An 18,402-nucleotide genomic window follows, 5' to 3' on the forward strand; every position below is an offset into this window, starting at 1 on the left:
GCGATTTTCTATTTTTAAAGTTTTTTTAGCTAAAATGAAGTTAATTTTTGTCACCCTTTTCATATGTTCTTAGCGGGACGAGGTATTCCAATCAGTAATTCACAATCGTATATTTTTTCTTACCACGGCGGATGACAGTCAGCTCATTCTCGAGTTTATCTGTATCAGTCAAGATATAATCAAGCTCAGTTTGGCGTTCACCGTTGAGGTAAATGGCGCCATTGGTGATGTCTTCACGCGCTTGGCGGCGGCTTGGGGAAATCTTCGCATCAACGAGTAGATTAACTAAATTGCCATCGAAATCAGGTGTGACAGTAAAGTTTGCGACGTCAGATAAACCAGCTTTAATGTCTTTGATGGCTAATTCTTTGACATTGCCCGCGAAGAGTTGTTGTGAAATGTTGACTGCTTGGTCATAAGCTGCGGCACCATGTACCAGTGTCACGACTTCTTTGGCCAAAGTTTTTTGAGCCAAACGTTCATGTGGTGCCGCTTCAAAAGTTTTTGCAATGGCATCAATCTCATCAAGCGATAAGAAAGTAAAGATTTTCAAGAATTTGACGGCATCGGCATCAGCGATATTGAGCCAGAATTGGTAAAATTCATATGGTGATGTTTTATCGGCATCAAGCCATACGGCATTGCCCTCAGACTTGCCGAATTTTTTACCGGTTGAATCAGTGATTAACGGTACTGTAATGACATGGGTTTCGTTCCCTGACTTTTTACGAATTAAATCAGTCCCAGCTACCATGTTCCCCCATTGGTCAGAGCCACCGATTTGGAGGTTGACCCCGTGATTTTCATTGAGTTGGTAGAAATCATAGCCTTGGAGAATTTGGTAGGCAAACTCAGTATAGGAAATTCCAGTTTCAATCCGTTTTTTGACAGATTCTTTGCTCATCATGTAGTTAATGGTGTAGTATTTGCCGACATCACGTAAAAATTCGAGGACGTTCATGTTAGCAAACCAGTCATAGTTGTTGACTACGATAGCAGCATTATCGCCTTCAAAACTCAGGAAACGTGAGAGTTGTTGCTTGATTGACTCAGACCATTGTGCCACGGTATCAGTGGTTTGGAGTGAGCGCTCAGCATCTTTAAATGATGGGTCGCCAATCATCCCAGTTGCGCCACCAACGAGCGCCACTGGATGGTGTCCTGCAAGTTGCAGGCGGCGCATATTTAGGATAGGCACTAAATGCCCCAAATGGAGCGAGTCCGCCGTTGGGTCATAGCCCGTATAAAAGCTGACAGAAGTTTCAGTTAAGGCTTTGATTAGAGCCGCTTCATCAGTCGTTTGAAAAATCAAACCACGCGCTTTGAGTTCTTCGAAGATATTCATATTCAATCGTCCTTCTTTTGAGGTTACCGCTATTGACAACCTCGTTATGCTTAATTTTTAGAAATTAAGTCTATTATATCAAAAAAAACAAGATATTTTAAGGCGTGAGGCGATGATTTGCTGATTTAAATGCTGTCTGATAAGCATTTGAAGTGTCTAACCTTACACTGAGCTTACGAAAGTGTAAGGCAAAGAAGCCAGAATCTGGTGTATAATTTCAATATCGTCAAGGCACACAACAATGTTTTGTTCCCTTGAAATTAAATAAATAGGAGAATATACTATGTCTATCCTCAAAAGAGGTTTAACATCATTTGATTTAAAACTTATCGGAATTATCTTAATGGTCTTTGACCATATCCACCAGATGTTTTATTTTGAAGGGATTCCGCTGTGGTTTACCATGCTAGGGCGATTAGTCGCACCGATTTTCTTGTTCTTAAGTGCAGAAGGCTTTCATTATACCCGTAATCGTAAAAAATATATGCTGAGTTTACTCATTGGTTTTTGGATTTGTCAGATTGTGTTCATGTTTATCCCAGCTATCTTGCCAAATCCTAGGGTAGAGCTGATTAATACAATCTTTGGCACTTTATTTTTAGGCTTATGTGCCATGTGGATATATGATGGCTTTTTCGGAAAAGTCAAATATATCGGTAAGGCTATCTTAGGGTTGCTATTCCTCGTCTTGACACCGTTCATAACATTAGTTGTCATAGGAAGCCAAGAATTGCCCCTTCTCATCAAACAAACTTTTATCTTCTTTATCCCAAATGCTGTAACAGTTGAAGGGGGACCGATTTTTATCCTACTTGCTTTGCTGTTTCATATCTTTAGAGATAAGAAATTGGGTGCTTATTTAGCACTTGCGCTTGTCAGTCTATTTATTTTTATTTCAAATCCACATCAGGAACAATGGATGATGCTGTTTTCACTTATCCCAATCTATCTGTATAACGGTAAAGAAGGTAGAAAAGAAAAATGGTTGTTCTACATCTTCTATCCACTCCACATTATCGTTTTGTATCTCTTATCAACCTTATTTTTTCTATAGAAGCGGCCAATCTGCAGATTGTCGAAATATAATGATATGCAGAAAAAAAGACGAAAGCCCCATATACAAAGGGTTACAGCACATATAGTAGTGGGTAAAAGAAAAAATTATGATATAATAAGTGATATGAGTAAAGAATTTTCCGATAAAGAACGTGAAGCCTTGCAACATCGTATCGAGATGAAGAAGGCGAAACGTGATGAAAAAAATGAAAAGAAAAGCAGTCCTTCGGATGGGAAAACCATTTTAGAAACGATTTTTATCGTTGTCAGAGGTCTGTCGGTTATTTTTGTGACGATTTTGAGTCTCGGGATTATTTTTGGTGCCGCAACAGGAATGGGTTATTTGGTGAGCTTGATTTCAGATGTCAAAGTTCCTTCAAGCAAACTTTTGACTGAAAAAATCAATACGATTCATGAAGCTTCGGTCATGACTTATAGCAATGGTCAGCCGATTTCTGACATTTCAAGTGATTTGATTAGAACAAAAGTCTCAAGTGATCAGATTGCCAAAACGCTCAAAGATGCTTTGATTGCGACAGAGGATGAGAACTTTGAGGAGCACAAAGGCGTGGTACCCAAAGCCTTCTTCAGAGCGATTTTAGGAGAATCAATGGGTGGGTCATCCTCAGGCGGCTCAACGATTACTCAACAGTTGATTAAACAACAAGTCCTTGGAGATTCGCCGACTTTTAAACGAAAGGCGACGGAAATGGTCTATGCTTTGGAGCTTGAAAAGCATTTTACCAAGGATGAAATTTTAACAGATTATCTAAATGTTTCGCCTTTTGGTCGCAATAATAAAGGTCAGAATATTGCAGGTGTTGAAGAAGCCGCTCAAGGGATTTTTGGCAAATCAGCTAAGGACTTGACGATTCCAGAAGCAGCCTTTATCGCAGGCTTACCACAGAGTCCGATTATCTACACACCTTATGGTGCAGATGGGAATCTCAAGTCTAAGGAAAATATGCAATATGGGTTGGCGAGGCAAAAAGATGTCCTCTTTAACCTCTATCGAAATGGCTACATCTCCAAAAAAGAATATGATGCCTATATCGCCTATGATATTTCGACAGAGTTCATTGCGCCTGCATCAGCGGAGACAACGAGCCATGGCTATCTCTATCACGTGGTCTACAATGAAGCTTTTGAACGGGTCTATGACTATTTGATTAAGACGGACAAGGTGTCTGAAGCCGATCAAGGCAATGATGTGATTAAAGAAACCTATCAAAAAATGGCTGAGCAAAAATTGCAGCAAGGTGGCTTTACTATCACAGCAACCATTGATCAAGGGATTTATCAAGCTATGCAGTCGGCAGTTGCCAATTATGGCTATCTTTTGCAAGATGGCACGGGTGAAAACCAGACTGGTAATGTCTTGATGGACAATAAAACTGGTGCTGTGCTTGGCTTTGTCGGTGGTTTAGACTATAATACCAACCAAAATAACCATGCTTTTGATACGCACCGTAGTCCCGGTTCATCGATAAAACCGATTTTGGCCTATGCGCCTGCGATTGATATGGGAATCATGGGTAGCGCAAGTCGTTTGTCTAACTATCCGACCAAGTTCTCAAGTGGCGAGCCAATCATGCACGATACATCAGCAGGGACACAAGAAATGATGACCTTGCAGGATGCGTTAGATACTTCTTGGAATATTCCCGCTTACTGGACTTACCAAACCATCCTTAAAAATGGTCAGAGTGTTAAACCTTACATGACTAAGATGGGGTACAAGATTGCCAACTATCAAATCGAATCTCTACCTTTGGGTGGTGGGATTGAACCGTCTGTTGTGCAACATACCAATGGTTATCAAGCGCTTCTAAATGGCGGTCAATATGAGTCTTATTATGTTGTCGATAGTATTAAAGACAGTAATGGTAATGAAATTTATAAACATCAAAGCCAACCCGTGCAGGTCTTCTCAAAAGCGACCTCATCAATCATGGCAGAGCTTTTAAAAGGGCCGATTAAGTCGCAAAAAACAACGACTTTTTATGGTCAACTGTCTAATCTCAATCCAACGCTTGCGAGTGCTGATTGGGTGGGTAAAACCGGGACATCAAATGACTTTGCCGATGTTTGGCTCATGGTTGGAACGCCAGCTGTAACTCTCAGTTCTTGGGTCGGTCATGATGATCACAATGTTTCAATGGCACCATTGACAGGCTATAGTAACAATTCGGAATATGTTGCTAGCTTAGCTAACGCCATTTATCAGGCTAATCCGGGCGTCTTTGGTATTGAACAACGTTTCACACTTGATCCATCGGTAACGAAAACAACAGTCTTAACAGCAACAGGTGAAAAAACAGGGGCGTTTACAGGTGGCGGATATACTAACTTTACCCTATCAGGTCCAACGACTATCTCTTATTGGGCAAAGCAAGAGGGTGCCCCAATCACGCAATATAAATTTGCGATTGGTGGTAGTGATAGTGACTATACCAACGCTTGGTCAAAAATTTTAGGCAATAACGCTGGAAATAATTCAGGCAATAATACTGGTAATAGTTCGGGGAACAATTCAGGTAATACGACTAGTAGTAGTTCTAGTAGTAACACTGATAGCACTGATAGTAGCGATAAGAAAAAACAATAAGTGTTTAAAACCGAAAACCGTGATTGCTACAGTCAATCGTGGTTTTAATATAGCTAACCAGACTTATAGTCTCCGTTTAATTCTTCTGCCTATGATGATTTAGCAGATTCAGATGAACTTGATGATGATGGCGAACCAGAAATTGAGGAAGTTGATATTCCAACATTACGCTTGAAAGAGGGTATTAGAGGACTTTCTGGAAAAGGAAAAATGGGGAATTAAATAATATCTAGATTTTCAAAAATAGAAAAATCGCAAGAAATCAATTCTTATCAGAAGTGAAACCAGCTTTAGGGTTGTAAAAGAAAGACAAGTAATTATAAAATTATTCGTTTAGAATATTGACAAAGTGTAAGAAGTGATTGCGCTTTGTTTTTTTTTGAAGAAATTTCAAAAAATCTATTTATTGGAATGGAGGGAAGATAATAATTTTCAAGCAATACTTTTTTTGAGCAAAGTGATTTTACATCAGAAATACCCAAAGATTTTCTACAATTTTTAAATTAATTTTGTTAAAAGAGGTTGGGACAAAAGTCGAAAATTAGCATAATTTAGCTAATTACAAAATAAATAAATCAATGGCAACAACGTTTTCAAAAACGAAGACATGCGATTTGTTTATCTTCAAGACTTTTGTCTCAGCCTCTTTCTTATTTTTGGCCTTCGAGACATTTGGTGAGATGATTTGAAGTTATCAATCCATATCATATTCAGCATACAATTTTTGAACTTCTCTTCGTTTGGTGACATCCAGTTTGATAAAAATATTATGGATATGACTTTTGACAGTTCCCATTGATATAAAAAGGTCGCTACTAATTTCTAGATTACTTTTATTTTCTAAAAGGAGCATCAAAACTTCTATTTCACGTGAAGTCATATTGTAGGTATGGGCGAATTTCTGTTTTTTGGATAGTGATAAATTGTCGGCTGTGCTAACTTTTTTTGCCATTGTATCAACGGAGATTGGTTTAATCAAGTCTATGGCAAGATAGGGAATCGCGATACTTGCATAGATAATGGCTAATATATCTTCACTGATACTTCGATTTGTCATATGAACCTGACCTAAAGCATAACTATCACGGAAAAAGATGACAATAGTATCTTCAATGATAATCACGCTGGTCATCAGAATCGTGATTATCAGTAATTTTTTAAACAAATTGAGATTATTGATTTGAATATTAATATGCGGGCGAGTTTTCGTATCTTCCTCTTGTTTAACATTTTTTAAGACATGCAAGCCGTAAATGGCAAGTGCAATCCTGACAATTTCTGAAGGGAGATAGAAAATCCAAACTTTAAAAGCATTGTTCGGCAACATAGGTACGAACAAAAGGGTTAGTGTTTGTGCGATAATCAAAAGATATTGCCAAGTTTGAATCTTAGCTTGTAAAGCAGCATCTAAAATAAGAATTAAAAAGATAGAATGTGCAACTAAAAGAATGATTTTAGGCGAGGGAGTTGTCATAAAGATCTGATCAAAACCATCTGAAAACCAAGGGACTTGTTCAGTTAAGTAGATTAAGATATTGTTGATAATTAAAAAAATAAATAAAAGAGCGACGGTCAGAAAAAAGGGACGTTTTTGTCGAAAGTAAGTGACGATTCCAAGCGTTGCGACAATAGTAAAGAGGATAAAAAGTCCGATGTTATAAATGATAAATAGAATAGCCACATGAATGCCTCTCATTATTGTTCTTTAAATCTAATTTTAGTATAACAAAAGAACGCTTACATAGCAAATCAAAAACGCTATCATTTAAGGGGTTTAGGGAAATTCAGACCAAAAGGTATAGAAAAGTTTAGATAAAAATAAGTCTGAAAGTTGAGCAGCAGATGATAGTAAACTCCGTACTTTAAGTTTAAACTAAGCTTGTCGAAAAAAATAAAATTTTAAAAAAATGGAGGACACACACATGTCAAAAAAAGATTTTATTACAACTGAAGATTTTACCAAAGCAGAATTATGGGAAATCTTGCAATTATCACTTGCCATCAAAAAAAGTATCAAAGCTGGCTTTTATCCACCATTACTTAAAGATAAATCGCTAGGCATGATTTTCCAACAATCATCAACAAGGACACGCATTTCATTTGAAACTGCTATGACACAACTCGGTGGGCATGCCCAATATTTAGCGCCAGGTCAAATTCAACTCGGTGGTCATGAAACATTAGAAGATACAGCTAAGGTTGTTTCAAGATTACTCGACATTGTCATGGCACGTGTTGATCGGCATGCCGATGTGGCTGACTTGGCAAAATATGCAACGATTCCTGTCATTAATGGGATGTCTGATTACAACCACCCGACACAAGAAATGGGCGATGTTTGTACGATGTTAGAGCATTTACCAGAAGGAAAGGAACTGGAAGATTGTAAAGTTGTTTTTGTCGGTGATGCGACACAAGTTTGCTTCTCATTAGCACTTATTACAACAAAATTAGGCATGCGTTTTGCCCAATTTGGCCCTAAAGGCTTCCAGTTAAATGAAAATCACCAAGCTAAACTTGATGAAATTTGTCAAGTTTCTGGTGGTTCTTATCTCATTACAGAAGACGAAAGTGAAGGCTTGGCTGATGCCGATTTCGTCTATACAGACGTTTGGTATGGCCTCTACGATGCAGAATTATCAGAGGAAGAACGGATGGGCATCTTTTATCCGAAATATCAAGTGACGGATAAAATGATGAAAAAAGCCAATCCTTGGGCAAAATTCATGCACTGTTTACCTGCGAGTCGTGGCGAAGAAGTTTTGGATGAAGTCATCGATGCAGATTATTCGATTGTCTTTGATGAAGCTGAAAATAGATTATCATCTATTAGAGGCTTGCTAGTTTATTTCTACCATCAACATGCTAATAAAACAAGCGTAAGTGAACAAGAAAAAGCAACTGCTAAAGCTGATTTGGAGAAATTCTTAGGTTTAGCACTCTAAGTTAGCGTTTCGTTTAACGCAAGGAGGAAACAACATGAGTGATGTTAAACCAAAAAAGAAATTTAAATTATTTTCCGCCATACTGACAGTTATCTGTGTGGTATTTGTTGCTGAAGCAGCGGCTCCAGTCGCAGCTATCGGTAACTCACAATACTTCTGGTGGATTTTCCTGATGATTACCTTCCTACTTCCTTATGGCTTAATCGCCTCAGAACTTGGAACGACTTATGAAGGTGAGGGCGGTATCTATGATTGGGTAACCAAAGCTTTCGGACATCGCATGGGTGCGCGTACGGCTTGGTATTACTGGATCAACTTCCCTTTGTGGATGGCATCGCTTGCCGTAATTTGCCCCGAGTTGATTCGCATTGTGACAGGTCAAACTCCCAATACCCTTGTCTCTATTTTGATAGAGCTCATCTTTATCTGGGTAATCGTCTTCATTAGCTTCTATTCTGTTAGTGATAGCATATGGATCCTCAATGGCGCAGCTTTTATCAAAGTCTTTTTGGCGCTACTTGTTGGCTGTCTCGGCATTTATGTTGCGGTAACACGCGGTGTTGCCAATGAATACACATTTGGGTCTCTATTGCCTAGTTTTGATATGAAATCCCTGTCCTTTATCTCGGTTATTCTGTTCAATTTCTTGGGATTTGAGGTCGTGTGTACCTTTGCGCCTGATATGGAAAACCCCAAGAAACAAATTCCACTTGCCATTGTCACAGGCGGACTTGTAATTGCTGCGATTTACATCTTCTCAGCATTTGGGATAGGCGTTGCCATTCCAACCTCTGAGATTAGCACAAGTAGCGGCTTGATTGATAGTATCCAGCTCATGCTCGGCAATTCTGGGGGCATGCTAGTGGCGATTGTGGCCTTCCTGTTTTTATTAACCTTGTTTGGGAACATGGTTTCATGGTCTCTAGGGGTTAATAATACAGCTTGTTACGCAGCTGAAAATGGCGATATGCCAGCTGTTTTTGCCAAGAGAAGTGCCAAAACAGACATGCCAACTGGTGCAGCGATTATGAATGGGATTGTCGCATCAGCTATCGTTATCATCGCACCACTTTTACCAAATGAAGATTTATTCTGGAGTTTCTTTGCCTTGAATTTGGTCATGTTCCTCTTGTCTTACATTCCAATTTTCCCAGCATTCTTGAGACTTCGTAAAATTGATCCTGATACAGAAAGACCATTCAGAGTTGGCGGTGGCAAAGCTTTCCATTATCTATTGGTGACATTGCCCATTATTTTGATTGTGACATCGCTCATCTTTATCGCTGTGCCGTTTGATTTCAGTCCAGAAACCTTGGGAGAAGTCTTACCCATTACGATTGGGTCGATTGTTTGTCTCGTCGTAGGGGAATTAATCATTATTGTTAAGAAAATTAAAAAATAGGAGAAAATATCATGGCTAAAAGAATAATCGGAACAACACCTAAAGCTGACGGTTTTAGAATGCCAGCGGAATTTGAACCACAAGAACAGGTCTGGATGATTTGGCCAGAACGCCCAGATAATTGGCGTGACGGTGCGAAACCTGCCCAAAAATCATTTGCCAATGTGGCGAAAGCGATCAGTCGTTTTACAAAAATGAGTGTCTTAGTCTCACAGGCTCAATATGCAAATTGTCGCGAACAGTTGCCTGATACCATTCGCGTCATCGAAATGTCAAATAATGATGCTTGGGTGCGGGACTGTGGGCCAACCTTTGTGATTAATGATAAGGGTGAAATTCGTGCTAATGACTGGGATTTCAATGCTTGGGGTGGCTTGGTTGATGGGCTTTATTTCCCATGGGATCAAGATGAATTGGTTGCTCGAAAAGTAGCTGAACTGGAAGGGATTGATACCTATAAAACAAAGGACTTTGTCCTTGAAGGTGGTTCTTTCCATGTTGATGGTCAAGGCACTGTCTTGACGACAGAGATGTGTTTGCTCAATGAAGGCAGAAATCCACATATGAGCAAGAGCGAAATTGAACAAATGCTTTGTGATCATCTCAATTGTGAAAAAGTCCTCTGGATTAAAGATGGGATTGATCCTGATGAAACCAATGGTCATGTAGATGATGTGGCATGTTTCGTTGCACCGGGCGAAGTGGCTTGTATTTACACCGATGATACGAACAGTCCTTTCTACGCTGAGGCTCAAGCCGCTTATCAAACTTTGACGGAAATGACAGATGCTAAGGGTCGAGCGCTCAAAGTTCACAAACTCTGCTGTCCTAAAAATGCCATTACGATTAAGGGTGATTTCGCCATTGACACGGTAGAAGGGACGCTGCTACGAGAAGATGGTGATATTTGTATTACTTCATACATGAATTTCCTGATTACTAATGGTGGTGTGATTGTACCGCAATATGGCGATGAAAATGATACGCTAGCGCTTGAGCAAGTTCAAGCCATGTTCCCAGATAAGGAAATTGTGGGTGTGGATACGCTCGAAATCGTCTACGGTGGCGGCAATATTCACTGTGTGACACAACAACAACCTAAAAGATAAGGGAGGTGAACCATGAAAAGAATCGTCATCGCCCTCGGCGGGAATGCCCTCGGCAACAATCCCAAGGAACAGCTTGACCATGTCAATCAAGCAGCACCAGCCATGGTTAATCTTATCAAACTCGGCTATGAGATTATCATTAGCCATGGTAACGGTCCTCAGGTCGGGATGTTAGAAAAAGCCATCAATATGTCAGCAAATTTGGATAGTTCAATCCCGCATGTGCAGTTACCTGAGTGTACAGCCATGAGTCAAGGCTATATTGGCTATCATTTGCAGAACGCTATTCTAAGAGAATTGCGAAAACAAGGCATGCCATGGAATGTGGCAACCGTTGTCACACAGGTTGAAGTGGCAGCTGACGATCCAGCCTTTCAAAATCCAACCAAACCTATCGGCAGTTTTTATAGCAAAGCAGATGCAGAGAAGATGATTTCGGAAAATCCGTCACTGGTTTATCAAGAAGATTCAGGACGTGGCTATCGCCAGATGGTTGCCTCACCTAAACCAATTGATATTGTGGAGAGTAAGTCCATTCTCAATCTGCTAGATAATGAATTTATCGTGATTGCCTGTGGTGGTGGTGGTATTCCTGTCGTCAAACGTGGTGACGGGGATTACGATGGTGCGTTAGCGGTGATTGATAAAGATATTTCATCAGCAAGACTAGCTGAGTTGGTTGATGCCGATTATTTCTTTATCTTGACGGCAGTCGATCGGGTTGCCATTCGTTTTGGGCGGCCAGATCAAGTGGATTTGGATACGTTGACCGTCGAAGAAGCTAAACTCTATGCTGAACAAGGTGAATTTGCCCCCGGTAGCATGCTCCCTAAAATTGAGGCAGCGATTGAGTTTGCCTCATCTAAAAAAGGTCGAAAAGCGGTCATTGCCTCACTTGAAAATGCCCCCTTGGTTTTTGAGGGGGAAAGTGGTACGATTATTACCTTATAAATCAAGCAAAAAGCTCAAATTTCAGTGATGAAATCTGAGCTTTTTGTACTTTTAAATAAAAGTTAAATTCATTATCCGTTTAACAAAAACATCGATAGCGCTTTCTTTTTTCTGTTATACTGATTTTAATAAAGAATAATGGCGGATTTTTCTATGAAAAATATGTTGAAATTAGTCATTTTTGGCATCAGCTTTTGAGGATTCAGAAAATAATCACCAATCAAGTGCAAAAGCAGAGAGTGGTGAAAATGTTGAAAAACGCTTTGATAAATTAAAGGATACAGATAAGGTTCTACCTGAATTTTATAGGGGAGTTGAATACGAAAAATGTCAAAATATTGGCTTTAGCTTTGAGTTGTCTTACCGTTTTATCTCTTAGTATTTTTGAGAAAGTTACTCCAAAAGTAACTTCTGAAACTCATTTTTCTTCAGCTACTGCAGATAAAAGTCGAAATTTAAAGAATTACTTTATCATCAAAGTTAGCAATGCTTCAGGAGATGAAGGTTATTCTATGAGTTATAAAGATAGTAGTAGTTCAAATAATAATGAATCAGATTCGAAAATTACAGATAAAAATGGTAAGCTAATAGATAGCTATGAGATTGATGATACTCGGGGTGCTTGGGTATCAGATATTTTTAGGTGTTTAATGATTATTATCTTGTTCTGTAATTTCCCCATGATTAACTTTAAAAATCGTCATTTTATCTGGCAAATGTTGCAGATGATTTAGTGTCGTTGCTGTGATAAACGTCTGTGTTTTACCGATAACCAGAGATAATAAATCAAGCTGTCTTTGATTATCAAGCTCACTCATGACATCGTCTAAGAGTAAAATCGGATAGTCACCCGTTTCTTGATAAATCAGCTCAATTTCAGCTAATTTGACTGACAAGGCGGTGGTACGTTGCTGACCTTGGGAGCCGAAATTTGACACATTAATGTCATTAATCAAAAATTGCAAGTCATCCCGATGAGGCCCCACAGAAGTCTGGGCACGAAACTGGTCTTTTTGACGTGCTTGTTTCAGCTCGGTTGCAAAGTCAGTCTTGATATTTTGGGCATAAACGATGCTTAAGTTTTCTTGACCATGGCTGAGATGATGGTGCAAATCAGCAGAAATCTCAGTGAGGTTGGTGATAAATTGTTGGCGATGGGTCATGACTTTTTCGCCATATTCGACCAACTGATCGTCTAGGACGTCCAGAAAATTAGAGTCAATTTTTGCCGCATCGAATTTGAGATAGCTGTTGCGTTCTTTGAGCGTTTGATTATAGCGCATCAAATCGTAAAGATAGACTGGGCGAATCTGCCCGATTTCCATGTCAATAAACCGTCTGCGAACACTAGGCGCACCCTTGATAATCGCCAAGTCCTCAGGTGCGAACATGATGACATTCAGATGGCCGATATAGTCAGCCAGCCGATTTTCCTTGAGGTGATTGACTTTGGCAATTCGGCCTTTGGGGGTCAAGGTGATGTCGAGTGGGACAGTTGTATTTTTTTTGAGAATCGTGCCAGCTACGGACATCTCTTTTTGCCCCCAAGTCATCAATTCACGGTCAGCGTGCGTTCTGTGGCTGCGCGTCAGAGCCAGAAAATAAATGCTTTCAGCAATATTGGTCTTGCCTTGGGCATTTTGTCCGACGAAAATATTTAAGTTGGGATGAAACGTGAGGTCGAGATGGTTATAATTTCGAAAATTGGTGAGATGTAACTCGGAAATAATCATAGGGATTTATTTAGCACCAGGGAATTTTGGTTTACTGGTTTTACGTTTATAGTACTGTTCTTTATTATTGGCTGCTGATTTTTGGCGCATTTCAGTTTTTTTATTGTCAGCGTTGATTTTTTTGACAACGGCTTTGACACGTGCCTCTTCGTCAAGTTCGGCTTGATGTGCCGCAATTTCATCTGCTGTCGCTGCGACAATATTAATTTTGAGACCGAAGCTTGGGAATTCAAGCACATCGCCGTCGAAAAGTTTTTTACCGCGTCTATTTTCATAGTCACCATTGTACAAGACGTCGGTGGTCGCTAAGAAATGTTTGGCTGCACCACCTGTTTCGATAATCGCTGCTTCTTTGAGCAACTTGCCAAGGGTGATAAATTCATCGTATATCGTATAAGTATTCATACCTCATTTTAACATAATTTGAGCCCTTGTAGGCGCGCAATCGGCATCTTTCGCTAAATAGTGTGACGAGGAAGGGAATAAGCTGATAGTTTAACTTGACAGGAAACGTTATAAACATTGAAAAAATTAGCCGCAGTGGCAATCAGTGCGCTTGAAAATTTATCGAAATCTTCTACTTGATTTGGTGTTCAGATGCTTATATTTTGGTATAATAGAAAAGTACATAAATTAAGGACAAACATGAAAATAAAAAACGGTGTAAATTTACATATCATCAAGGAAACGAAGTTTAAGACAGTGCAGTTTTTGGTGCGCTTTCGGACAAAGATGTCACGGCAAACAGTTGCCAAGCGGGTCATTATTTCCAATCTCTGGGAGACATCAAACGCAGTTTTGACGACTAATCAACAGTTTCAGCGGAAATTATCAGAGATGTACGGCGCAAGTTTTGCAACAGGGGTCTCAAAAAAAGGCGATAATCATTTTTTGAATATCGGTATGAGTGTGGTCAATCCTAAATTTGTCGCAAGTGATACGGTGACAGACGCGGTTGAGCTCATACATCAGGCGCTATTTATGCCTTTGATTGACGACATTGGTTTCGATGAAGAAACTTTTGCGCGTGAAAAGAAAAATCTCCTGCACTATTTAGATTCAACGCGTGAAGATAAGGCTTACGTTGCCTCAACGCGTTTGACGGAATTATTTTTTGCGGATAAAAATCTGTCGACACCGAGTATTTCAACGGTTGAGCTGATGGCGCATGAGACGCGTCAGAGTGTTTTTGACTACTATAAGAAAATGTTGCTGACAGATACGATTGATATTTGGATTCTGGGGGATTTGACAGCTGCTCAGGAGACCAGTATCAGGGCTTATTTTTCAGAAATGCCTTTTACTGATAGGGAGCCTTTGCGTACTGTCTTTTATGAGCAAGCAACATCCAATATCGTGCGTGAAAAGACAGAAAAAGAAGCTGTCAATCAATCCATTTTGCAGCTGGCTTATAGTCATCCGGTCAAATATGGCGATGCAGATTATCTGACCATGCAAGTCTTGAATGGCCTTTTAGGTGGTTTTTCGCATTCTAAATTATTCACAAATGTGCGTGAAAAAGAAAGTTTGGCTTATTATGCTAATTCACGTTTTGATACCTTCACAGGCTTTTTGAAAATTTCAGCGGGCATTGATGCGGGACATCGCAGTAAGGCCTTGACCATTATACGAGCGCAAGTCCGTGCTTTGGCACAAGGCGATATTTCAGATAGTGAACTGTGTCAAACCAAGGATATGCTGAGAAATGCTTATTTCTTATCACTAGATTCACCCTCAAATTTGATCGATCAGGCTTATATCAAACAACTTTTACCAGATCGTCAGCTTTCCCAATCAGAATGGTTGCAAAGATTAGATGCTGTGACCAAAGCAGATGTCGTCAGAGTAGCTCAAACATTACACTTGCAAGCCTTGTACTTTATGGAGGGAGAGAGCCTTGGAGATTAAAAAATATCCACAAGTCGGTGAAACACTCTATAAAGATGTGTTAGATAATGGCTTGCTCGTTTATTATTTGCCTAAATCAGAATTTAACAAAACTTATGGTTTGTTCACGACAAATTTTGGTAGTTTAGATACACGTTTTGTACCACGTGGTAGCTCAGATATGCAGACCTTTCCAGAAGGCATTGCCCATTTTTTAGAGCATAAGCTATTTGAGAAAGAAGATGGCGATGCCATGAACTTTTTTGGTGCGCTGGGCGCTAATTCCAATGCTTTTACGAGTTTTACACGGACATCTTATCTGTTTTCAACCATGGAAAATGTTGAGCCTAATGTTGAATTACTGCTAGATTTTGTTCAAGAGCCTTATTTCACACAAGCTTCTGTCGAAAAAGAACAAGGTATCATCACACAGGAAATCCAGATGTATCAAGATGATGCAGACTTTAGATTGTTTTTTGGTCTCCTACAAAATCTTTATCCTAAGTCGCCTTTAGCTGCCGATATTGCAGGCACGCCGAAGAGTATCAGACGTATTTCAGCGGAAGATTTATATAAAAATTATCAGACTTTTTACCATCCAGCCAATATGACGCTCTTTTTGACAGGCCCATTCGACGTGTCAGAGATGGCAGCCTTGGTTGCGAAAAATCAAGCTGAAAAGCGGTTTGAGCCGATTGAGCCAATTCAACGTGCGCCGTTTGTGACAGCGGCACCGATTGCGACCAATAAATTGGCTTTTGATGTGACCATTCCGAAACTTGCGCTCGGTTTTAGAGGCTATGACCGCTTGCCGTCAGATCCTTTGCTTAGATTTGAGTATAAGCTGGCCATTCAACTCATGTTGACGATGATTTTGGGCAATACCAGCAGTCGCCATGAAAGCTTTTATAATCAAGGCTTGATTGATGACTCCTTCGGTTTTGATTTTGAAGTGGCGCCACAATATCATTTTGCTAGTATGACATCTGACACGATTTATCCCATCAAACTCGCTAAAGTTTTGCGTGATACGCTAAAAAGTTATAAAATAGAAAATGATTTCAATTTAGACCATCTGACAATCATCAAAAAAGAAATGCTTGGCGACTATTATAAGTCTTTAAATTCTTTAGAATTTATCGCCAATCAATTTTCATCTAATCTTTTTGAAGGTGTGACCTTCTTTGATTTTCCAATGATTTTGTCAAATCTGACCTTGAAAAAAATCGAGCAACATGCAGATCGATTTGTTAAAGAGATGGTTTCGACTGAATTCATTATGAATCCTAAATAGAAAAATATAAAGAAAAAAGTGCTGCTGACGAACATTGAATCGTCTATAAGCTAAATACCAGTTCAAAAAATGTCCAGAAAGGAGTTCTCGTGGCAAAAAAAACAGTAGGACAAGTTTTACGCGATCAGCGCGCAAAGCTTGATATGACCCTCAACGAAGCGGAAGACTTAACTAAAATTCAGAAAATATATATCGTCGCCTTGGAGCATGATGATTATGATGCCTTGCCAGGGGACTTTTATGTTAAAGCCTACCTCAAGCAGTATGCAGACCGATTGTCGCTTAATTATGATCAGCTCCTCACAGCCTATGAAAAGAATGAACGCATCAATGTGCATGAAGTACCACCGGATTTATCTGAAAACTATCGATTTGTCAAGCCATCTGAACGTTTTGAAGCGGACGAGGAAGAGCAGGGCGGTAAAAAGTGGCGTTATTACCTGCCCATCGTTTTGCTAGGTACTGTTGCTGCTATGATTATCATCAGCATTTCAGCTGCGGTCATCCTCAACAAGCCTAAAAACAAAGGCATCGCCGATCACCTCTACAGTTTATCGACCAGCACTAAAAGTGAACAGTCGGCAAGTTCCACTGAACCGAGTACCTCATCAGCTTCCTCGGAATCAAAAGTACCAGAGCCACCTAAAGCTGAAATTACGGTGACGGGCAATGGTCAAGTACTTGCAGCAACGGTGAAACAAGTCACAAGTCCAGTAAAAGTTAGCTTCAATACAGTAGCAGGTGTAGACGTTTGGGTCGGTATGACCAACTCAGACTTGCCAGAGGGTCAAGTAACCTTGACCGAAGCGACACCAACAACTGCAACCCTGACAGGTAAGGAAACCGTCTTGACCTTAGGTAAAACGGCAGGTTTGACTATCAAAGTTGGCGATACGCCAATTGATTTGTCGCGTATTGTCGCACCTGAAAGTCCTGCAACCCTGACGATAACGATAGAATAGAGAACTGATGAAATTAACCAAAGAAAACTTACCTAATAATTTAACTATTGCCCGCATCTTTGCTATCCCACTTTTTATCTTGACTTTAGCATTGGGTGGTAAATATCACGCTTGGCAAGTGGTCGCTGCGATTTTATTTGCAGTCGCATCTGCAACTGACTGGTTAGATGGCTATTTAGCCCGTAAATGGCAGATCGTCTCAAATTTTGGTAAATTTGCTGATCCCTTGGCTGATAAAATGTTAGTCATGTCAGCCTTTATCATGTTAGTGCCCTTGAAATTGGCACCAGCTTGGGTGATTGCCATTATCATTTGTCGGGAATTAGCCGTGACAGGTTTGCGTTTGCTTTTAGTCGAGCAAGGTGGTGTTGTTATGGCAGCTGCCCTACCAGGCAAAATCAAAACCTTCACACAAATGTTGTCGATTATCTTCTTGTTACTGGGTTGGCACTTACTTGGCGTGATTTTCTTATACATCTGCCTAGCCGCAACCATTTACTCAGGCTATGATTACTTTGCTCAAAATATGAATGTGTTTAAGGAAGCAGATTAGTCTGTTAAGTTATAAAAAATACATACCAATATCACGACAAACGCATGAAATAAATAATTCCCTAGTATCTCTATTTATGTTAAAGTAAAAGAAAAGCTATTAAGGGAGTTCATGATGTACGAAATCTACGCGTATTTAGAAAGCGTCACAGATCCGCGCCAAGCAATAAAAGTAAAACATAAACTTAGTGATATTTTGTTACTCGTGCTGCTCGGTACACTAGTTGAGGCAGATACCTTCGTTGAGATTGAGGAGTTTGGCAAAGTTTTCGAGGATAGTTTGAAAGGTTATCTTTCGTTAGAAAATGGCATTCCATCACATGATACGATTCAGCGTGTGATGTCTCCGTCTGTAACAGCGGAACTTCAGTTGAAATGGTCTAGTTTAAAAGCGAGTGGTGAAACTGAAAAGCTAAAGAAAATTATCAATATTGATGGTAAAACAATGCGTGGTAATCGCTCTGAAAGTCAGCGTGCGAACCACGTTGTTTCGGCTTATTCCAAAACAGATTCGATTTGTCTTGGTCAGCTGACAGTTGATGAAAAGAGTAACGAAAT

General features: G+C 39.8%; 16 protein-coding genes. 12 read left to right on the forward strand and 4 right to left on the reverse strand.

Annotated elements, in window-relative coordinates:
• Positions 1–91: 91 nt before the first annotated feature.
• A complete protein-coding gene (tyrS, locus tag ACYQ21_RS02145) occupies positions 92–1,345 on the reverse strand; it encodes a tyrosine--tRNA ligase (RefSeq protein ID WP_460054659.1) in 1,254 nt (417 codons plus the stop codon).
• Positions 1,346–1,628: 283 nt separating this feature from the next.
• Here tyrS and ACYQ21_RS02150 point away from each other — a divergent pair, with 283 nt between their 5' ends.
• On the forward strand, positions 1,629–2,399 hold the full coding sequence (locus tag ACYQ21_RS02150; protein WP_460054660.1) for a TraX family protein: 771 nt from the start codon (positions 1,629–1,631) through the stop codon (positions 2,397–2,399).
• A 126-nt stretch (positions 2,400–2,525) separates the two neighbouring features.
• Positions 2,526–5,009 carry a transglycosylase domain-containing protein gene (locus ACYQ21_RS02155; protein ID WP_460054661.1) on the forward strand — a complete coding sequence of 828 codons (2,484 nt, stop codon included), beginning with the start codon at positions 2,526–2,528 and terminating at the stop codon, positions 5,007–5,009.
• 694 nt (positions 5,010–5,703) lie between these two features.
• Here the strand turns inward: ACYQ21_RS02155 and ACYQ21_RS02160 are convergent.
• Entirely contained in the window at positions 5,704–6,705 is a 1,002-nt protein-coding gene (locus ACYQ21_RS02160; RefSeq protein WP_460054663.1) for a response regulator transcription factor, read from the reverse strand.
• A 226-nt stretch (positions 6,706–6,931) separates the two neighbouring features.
• Here ACYQ21_RS02160 and ptcA point away from each other — a divergent pair, with 226 nt between their 5' ends.
• The 5 genes from ptcA to ACYQ21_RS02185 all read left to right on the forward strand — a co-directional run bounded on the left by ptcA (position 6,932) and on the right by ACYQ21_RS02185 (position 11,795).
• A complete protein-coding gene (gene ptcA, locus ACYQ21_RS02165) occupies positions 6,932–7,954 on the forward strand; it encodes a putrescine carbamoyltransferase (protein ID WP_460054666.1) in 1,023 nt (340 codons plus the stop codon).
• 34 nt (positions 7,955–7,988) lie between these two features.
• Positions 7,989–9,356 (forward strand): APC family permease, encoded by a 1,368-nt coding sequence (locus ACYQ21_RS02170; RefSeq protein WP_460054667.1) that lies wholly within the window; start codon positions 7,989–7,991, stop codon positions 9,354–9,356.
• Positions 9,357–9,367: 11 nt separating this feature from the next.
• Positions 9,368–10,465: an agmatine deiminase gene (gene aguA / locus ACYQ21_RS02175; protein WP_460054669.1), complete on the forward strand. Its 1,098-nt coding sequence runs from the start codon at positions 9,368–9,370 to the stop codon at positions 10,463–10,465.
• Between the two features lie 12 nt (positions 10,466–10,477).
• On the forward strand, positions 10,478–11,416 hold the full coding sequence (gene arcC / locus ACYQ21_RS02180) for a carbamate kinase (protein WP_460054671.1): 939 nt from the start codon (positions 10,478–10,480) through the stop codon (positions 11,414–11,416).
• A gap of 181 nt (positions 11,417–11,597) precedes the next feature.
• The gene (locus ACYQ21_RS02185; RefSeq protein WP_460054674.1) at positions 11,598–11,795 is read left to right on the forward strand and encodes a hypothetical protein; all 198 of its coding nucleotides are present in this window, start codon (positions 11,598–11,600) and stop codon (positions 11,793–11,795) included.
• Positions 11,796–12,063: 268 nt separating this feature from the next.
• Here the strand turns inward: ACYQ21_RS02185 and recF are convergent, their stop codons facing one another.
• On the reverse strand, positions 12,064–13,149 hold the full coding sequence (recF, locus tag ACYQ21_RS02190) for a DNA replication/repair protein RecF (protein WP_460054676.1): 1,086 nt from the start codon (positions 13,147–13,149) through the stop codon (positions 12,064–12,066).
• A 6-nt stretch (positions 13,150–13,155) separates the two neighbouring features.
• Positions 13,156–13,554, reverse strand: a complete 399-nt coding sequence (locus tag ACYQ21_RS02195; RefSeq protein ID WP_460054679.1) for an RNA-binding S4 domain-containing protein — start codon at positions 13,552–13,554, stop codon at positions 13,156–13,158.
• A gap of 240 nt (positions 13,555–13,794) precedes the next feature.
• Here ACYQ21_RS02195 and yfmF point away from each other — a divergent pair, with 240 nt between their 5' ends.
• The 5 genes from yfmF to ACYQ21_RS02220 form a co-directional block, all read left to right on the forward strand.
• Positions 13,795–15,057, forward strand: coding sequence for an EF-P 5-aminopentanol modification-associated protein YfmF (yfmF, locus tag ACYQ21_RS02200; RefSeq protein ID WP_460054681.1), 1,263 nt, complete (start codon positions 13,795–13,797; stop codon positions 15,055–15,057).
• A complete protein-coding gene (gene yfmH, locus ACYQ21_RS02205) occupies positions 15,047–16,330 on the forward strand; it encodes an EF-P 5-aminopentanol modification-associated protein YfmH (RefSeq protein ID WP_460054684.1) in 1,284 nt (427 codons plus the stop codon). Before yfmF ends, yfmH begins: the two co-directional genes overlap by 11 nt.
• Positions 16,331–16,419: 89 nt before the next feature.
• On the forward strand, positions 16,420–17,292 hold the full coding sequence (locus ACYQ21_RS02210) for a helix-turn-helix domain-containing protein (protein WP_460054685.1): 873 nt from the start codon (positions 16,420–16,422) through the stop codon (positions 17,290–17,292).
• A gap of 7 nt (positions 17,293–17,299) precedes the next feature.
• Positions 17,300–17,845: a CDP-diacylglycerol--glycerol-3-phosphate 3-phosphatidyltransferase gene (pgsA, locus tag ACYQ21_RS02215; RefSeq protein WP_460054687.1), complete on the forward strand. Its 546-nt coding sequence runs from the start codon at positions 17,300–17,302 to the stop codon at positions 17,843–17,845.
• A 114-nt stretch (positions 17,846–17,959) separates the two neighbouring features.
• Positions 17,960–18,402: ISAs1 family transposase (locus ACYQ21_RS02220; RefSeq protein WP_460054689.1), on the forward strand; the 443-nt coding region annotated here is incomplete at its 3' end.

This window comes from Pseudolactococcus yaeyamensis (assembly GCF_054658615.1).

What these genes read in the sequence shown, in the direction of transcription:
- recF (WP_460054676.1), bottom strand. Translation starts at nt 13,149, where the DNA reads ATGATTATTTCCGAGTTACATCTCACCAATTTTCGAAATTATAACCAT.
- yfmF (WP_460054681.1), top strand. Translation starts at nt 13,795, where the DNA reads ATGAAAATAAAAAACGGTGTAAATTTACATATCATCAAGGAAACGAAG.
- ptcA (WP_460054666.1), top strand. Translation starts at nt 6,932, where the DNA reads ATGTCAAAAAAAGATTTTATTACAACTGAAGATTTTACCAAAGCAGAA.
- arcC (WP_460054671.1), top strand. Translation starts at nt 10,478, where the DNA reads ATGAAAAGAATCGTCATCGCCCTCGGCGGGAATGCCCTCGGCAACAAT.
- ACYQ21_RS02195 (WP_460054679.1), bottom strand. Translation starts at nt 13,554, where the DNA reads ATGAATACTTATACGATATACGATGAATTTATCACCCTTGGCAAGTTG.
- ACYQ21_RS02150 (WP_460054660.1), top strand. Translation starts at nt 1,629, where the DNA reads ATGTCTATCCTCAAAAGAGGTTTAACATCATTTGATTTAAAACTTATC.
- ACYQ21_RS02170 (WP_460054667.1), top strand. Translation starts at nt 7,989, where the DNA reads ATGAGTGATGTTAAACCAAAAAAGAAATTTAAATTATTTTCCGCCATA.
- aguA (WP_460054669.1), top strand. Translation starts at nt 9,368, where the DNA reads ATGGCTAAAAGAATAATCGGAACAACACCTAAAGCTGACGGTTTTAGA.
- pgsA (WP_460054687.1), top strand. Translation starts at nt 17,300, where the DNA reads ATGAAATTAACCAAAGAAAACTTACCTAATAATTTAACTATTGCCCGC.
- tyrS (WP_460054659.1), bottom strand. Translation starts at nt 1,345, where the DNA reads ATGAATATCTTCGAAGAACTCAAAGCGCGTGGTTTGATTTTTCAAACG.
- ACYQ21_RS02155 (WP_460054661.1), top strand. Translation starts at nt 2,526, where the DNA reads ATGAGTAAAGAATTTTCCGATAAAGAACGTGAAGCCTTGCAACATCGT.
- ACYQ21_RS02160 (WP_460054663.1), bottom strand. Translation starts at nt 6,705, where the DNA reads ATGAGAGGCATTCATGTGGCTATTCTATTTATCATTTATAACATCGGA.